General features: G+C 67.3%; 3 protein-coding genes and 2 pseudogenes. All 5 read right to left on the bottom strand.

The features are described from left to right. Window positions 1–112: pseudogene (gene trpC, locus N878_RS28405) on the bottom strand (indole-3-glycerol-phosphate synthase TrpC); the annotation flags it as partial. Then, complete coding sequence (gene trpD / locus N878_RS14545; RefSeq protein WP_021444358.1) at window positions 109–1,155, bottom strand: anthranilate phosphoribosyltransferase; 1,047 nt, start codon at window positions 1,153–1,155, stop codon at window positions 109–111. The gene trpD and the pseudogene trpC, both read right to left, overlap by 4 nt. Continuing rightward, window positions 1,152–1,748 carry an aminodeoxychorismate/anthranilate synthase component II gene (locus tag N878_RS14540; RefSeq protein WP_021444357.1) on the bottom strand — a complete coding sequence of 199 codons (597 nt, stop codon included), beginning with the start codon at window positions 1,746–1,748 and terminating at the stop codon, window positions 1,152–1,154. Before N878_RS14540 ends, trpD begins: the two co-directional genes overlap by 4 nt. A gap of 12 nt (window positions 1,749–1,760) precedes the next feature. After that, entirely contained in the window at window positions 1,761–3,239 is a 1,479-nt protein-coding gene (gene trpE, locus N878_RS14535) for an anthranilate synthase component I (RefSeq protein ID WP_021444356.1), read from the bottom strand. 66 nt (window positions 3,240–3,305) lie between these two features. Next, a pseudogene (locus N878_RS14530) lies at window positions 3,306–3,943 on the bottom strand (HAD-IA family hydrolase); the annotation flags it as partial.

Here is a 3,943-nt window from a genome sequence, read left to right as displayed (position 1 = left end):
CGGCGGCGCGGGCGGCCGCTTCGAGCTCAGCGAGGCTGACCTGCGCGCGGCGCGCCGCCACTTCCTCGAACTTACGGGCGACGATCTTCTCCAGTACGGTTGGCACGCTCACCCTTCGTTCTCCTGTTTGAATACCGCGGTAAAGGACACCAGCTCCTCCAGCTTCTCGCGCGCCAGCCCGGTGTGCAGGGCGTCGTGGGCCAGCTGCATGCCTTCGCGCAGGCTGCTGGCGTGGTCGGCGGCGTAGAGCGCGGCGCCGGCGTTGAGCACTATCATGTCGGCGGCCTTCTGGCCGTTGTCGGTCTTGCGCCGGCCCAGCGCATCGCGGATCAGCTCCAGCGACTGCTGGGCGCCCTCCACGGTCAGACCGATCAGGCTCTGGCTCTTGATGCCGAAGTCCTCGGGCTGGATGCGGTACTCGCTGACCACGCCGTCCTTGAGCTCGGCGACGAAGGTCGGCGCGGCCAGGCTGATCTCGTCCAGGCCGTCCTGCGCGTGCACCACCAGCACGTGCTGGCTGCCCAGACGCTGCAGCACCTCGGCCATCGGCCGGCACAGCGCCTGGCTGAACACGCCGATCACCTGATGCCTGGCACCTGCCGGGTTGGTCATCGGGCCGAGCATATTGAACAGGGTGCGCAGGCCCAGCTCGCGACGCGGGCCGATGGCGTGCTTCATCGCCCCGTGATGGGACGGGGCGAACATGAAACCGACGCCCACGCCTTCGACACAGCGCGCCACCTGCTCGGGCTTGAGCCCCAGGTAGACGCCGGCGGCTTCCAGCAGATCGGCGCTGCCGCTCTTGCCGGAGACCGCGCGGTTGCCGTGCTTGGCCACCTTGCCGCCGGCCGCGGCGACGACGAAGGCCGCGGCGGTGGAGACGTTGAAGATGTTCATGCCGTCGCCGCCGGTGCCGCAGGTGTCGACCAGGCGTTCGGCGTCGATCACCACCGGCGCGGCCAGCTCACGCATGACGCTGGCGGCGCCGACGATCTCGTCGATGGTCTCGCTCTTCATGCGCATGCCCATGAGGAAGGCGCCGATCTGCGCGTCGGTGCACTGCCCGGTCATGATCTCGCGCATCACGTCCTGCATTTCCTCGGTGCTCAGGTCGAGCTGGGCGACGATGCGGCCCAAGGCTTCCTTGATATTCATGCGCGCACGCCTCCGGTCTGCTTGAGGAAGTTGGCGAACAGTTCGTGGCCCTGCTCGGTGAGGATGGACTCGGGGTGGAACTGCACGCCCTCGATGTTCAGGGTCTTGTGGCGCAGGCCCATGATTTCGTCGACCGAGCCGTCGTCATGCTGGGTCCAGGCGGTGATTTCCAGGCAGTCCGGCAGGGTTTCGCGCTTGACCACCAAGGAATGATAGCGGGTCACGGTGAGCGGCTTGTTGAGGCCGGCGAACACGCCCTTGTCCTGGTGGAACACCGGGCTGGTCTTGCCGTGCATCACCTGGCGCGCGCGCACCACGTCGCCGCCGTAGGCCTGGCCGATGCTCTGGTGGCCGAGGCAGACGCCGAGGATCGGCAGCTTGCCGGCGAAATGCAGGATGGCCTCGATGGACACCCCCGCCTCGGTCGGCGTACAGGGGCCGGGCGAGACCACGATGCGCTCGGGCTGCAACGCCTCGATCTCGGCAATGGTCAGCTCGTCGTTGCGGATCACGTGCACCTCGGCACCCAGCTCGCCGAGGTACTGCACCACGTTGTAGGTGAAGGAGTCGTAGTTATCAATCATCAGCAGCATGTCACGCTCCCCTTATTCGGCGGTCTGTTCGGCAAGGGCGACGGCGCGGAACATGGCACGGCGCTTGTTCAGGGTTTCTTCCCACTCCAGGGCGGGCACCGAGTCGGCGACGATGCCGGCACCGGCCTGCACGTGCAGCTCGCCGTCCTTGATCACCGCGGTGCGAATGGCGATGGCGGTGTCCATATTGCCGTTCCACGCGTAGTAGCCAACCGCGCCGCCGTAGACGCCGCGCTTGACCGGCTCCAGCTCGTCGATGATCTGCATGGCGCGGATCTTCGGCGCCCCGGACAGGGTGCCGGCCGGCAGGATGGCGCGCAGCGCATCCATCGCCGACAGCTCGGGTTTGAGCTGGCCGGTGACGTTGGAGACGATATGCATGACGTTGGAATAGCGCTCGATGACCATCTTCTCGGTGAGCTTGACCGAGCCGATCTGCGACACGCGGCCGGTGTCGTTGCGGCCCAGGTCGATCAGCATCAGGTGCTCGGCGATCTCCTTGGCGTCGGACAGCAGGTCCTCTTCCAGCGCCAGGTCGGCTTCTTCATTGGCGCCGCGCGGGCGGGTGCCGGCGATCGGGCGCACGGTGACCAGGCCGTCCTCGACCCGCACCAGTACCTCCGGCGAGGAGCCGACCACGTGGAAGTCGCCGAAGTTGAAGAAGTACATGTAGGGCGTCGGGTTGATGCAGCGCAGCGCGCGGTACAGGTCGATGGGCGCGGCCTTGAACGGGATCGACATGCGCTGGGAGATCACCACCTGCATGCAGTCGCCGGCGAGGATGTATTCCTTGATCGCGCTGACCGCCGCCTCGTAGTCGCCACGGCTGTAACTGGAGCGGAATGCCGGCTCCTCGCCCAGCGGCGCGGACAGGTCCACGCCAAGACGCGGGGTGATCGGCTGACGCAGCTGGCGCAGGATCTCGCCCAGGCGCGCCTGGCCCTGCGCGAAGGCGTCAGGCTGAGCCGGGTCGGCGAGGACGATGGCGTGCATCTTGCCGGCCAGGTTGTCGAACACCACCACGGCATCGGAGACCATCAGCAGGATATCCGGCGTACCCAGCGGATCGGGGTTGGGGCAGCTGGCCAGCTTCTGCTCGACGTAGCGCACGCTGTCGTAGCCGAAGTAGCCGACCAGGCCGCCGTTGAAACGCGGCAGACCGGCAATGGTCGGCACCTTGTAGCGCGCCTTGAACTGCTCGACGAAGGCCAGCGGATCGACGCTCTGCTGGCGCTCGACCTCGACGCCGTCGGTGCTGACCAGGATGTCGTGGCCATGCACGCGCAATACGGTGCGCGCCGGCAGGCCGATGATCGAGTAACGCCCCCACTTCTCGCCGCCCTGCACGGATTCCAGCAGGTAGGAGTTGGGCGCATCGGCCAGTTTCAGGTAGATGGACAGCGGCGTGTCGAAATCCACCAGGGTTTCGCAGGCCAGGGGGATGCGGTTGTAGCCTTCGGCGGCTAAACGCAGGAATTCTTCATGGGTCATGATCAGCCTCATGGCTCGGGGAAAACGGTCGGGTGCAAACGGGTCGCGCGCGGCGACCGGACGAAATCAGGCGCGCCAGCGCCAACGGGCCAGGGCCTTGATCACTTTCATCCAGAGTTTGCAGCTGACCACCACGGTGCGATCTCGACAGGCGGGGGAATAAGGAGAGCGGCCACGGTAGCGCAGCCGCTCGGCCTAAGCAACCGTCAGAGCAGTGCGGCCAGGCTATCGACCACCAGACTCGGCTGTTCCTCGGCAATCGGCCGACCGTGGTTGTAACCGTAGCTCACCGCCACGCAGGGCACGCCGGCGGCGCGCGCCGCCAGTACGTCGTTGCGCGAGTCGCCGACGAACAGCGCCTGCGCCGCGTTGACGCCGGCCAGACGCATCACCTGCAACAGCGCGGCCGGGTCCGGCTTCTGCTGTGGCAGGGTGTCGCCGCCGACTATCCAGCGAAAGTAGCCGCCCAGACCGACCTGCTCCAGCAGCGGCGCGACGAAGCGCTCCGGCTTGTTGGTCACCACCGCCAGCTCCACCGCCGCCGTGCTCAGCGCCTCGAGCAGCTCGTGCACGCCCGGATAGAGCGCGGTCAGCTGGTGGCAGTCGGCGTAGATATCGAGAAAGCGCGCCAGCGCGGCGTCCGTGTCGGCCTCGCTCACCGCCGCATGCTCCAGGCCGCCGGCCAGGGCACGGCGCACCAGCAC

Source organism: Pseudomonas sp. EGD-AK9, from assembly GCF_000465935.2.
Taxonomy (GTDB): Bacteria; Pseudomonadota; Gammaproteobacteria; order Pseudomonadales; family Pseudomonadaceae; genus Aquipseudomonas.
This window is presented reverse-complemented; position numbering and strand designations above follow the sequence as displayed.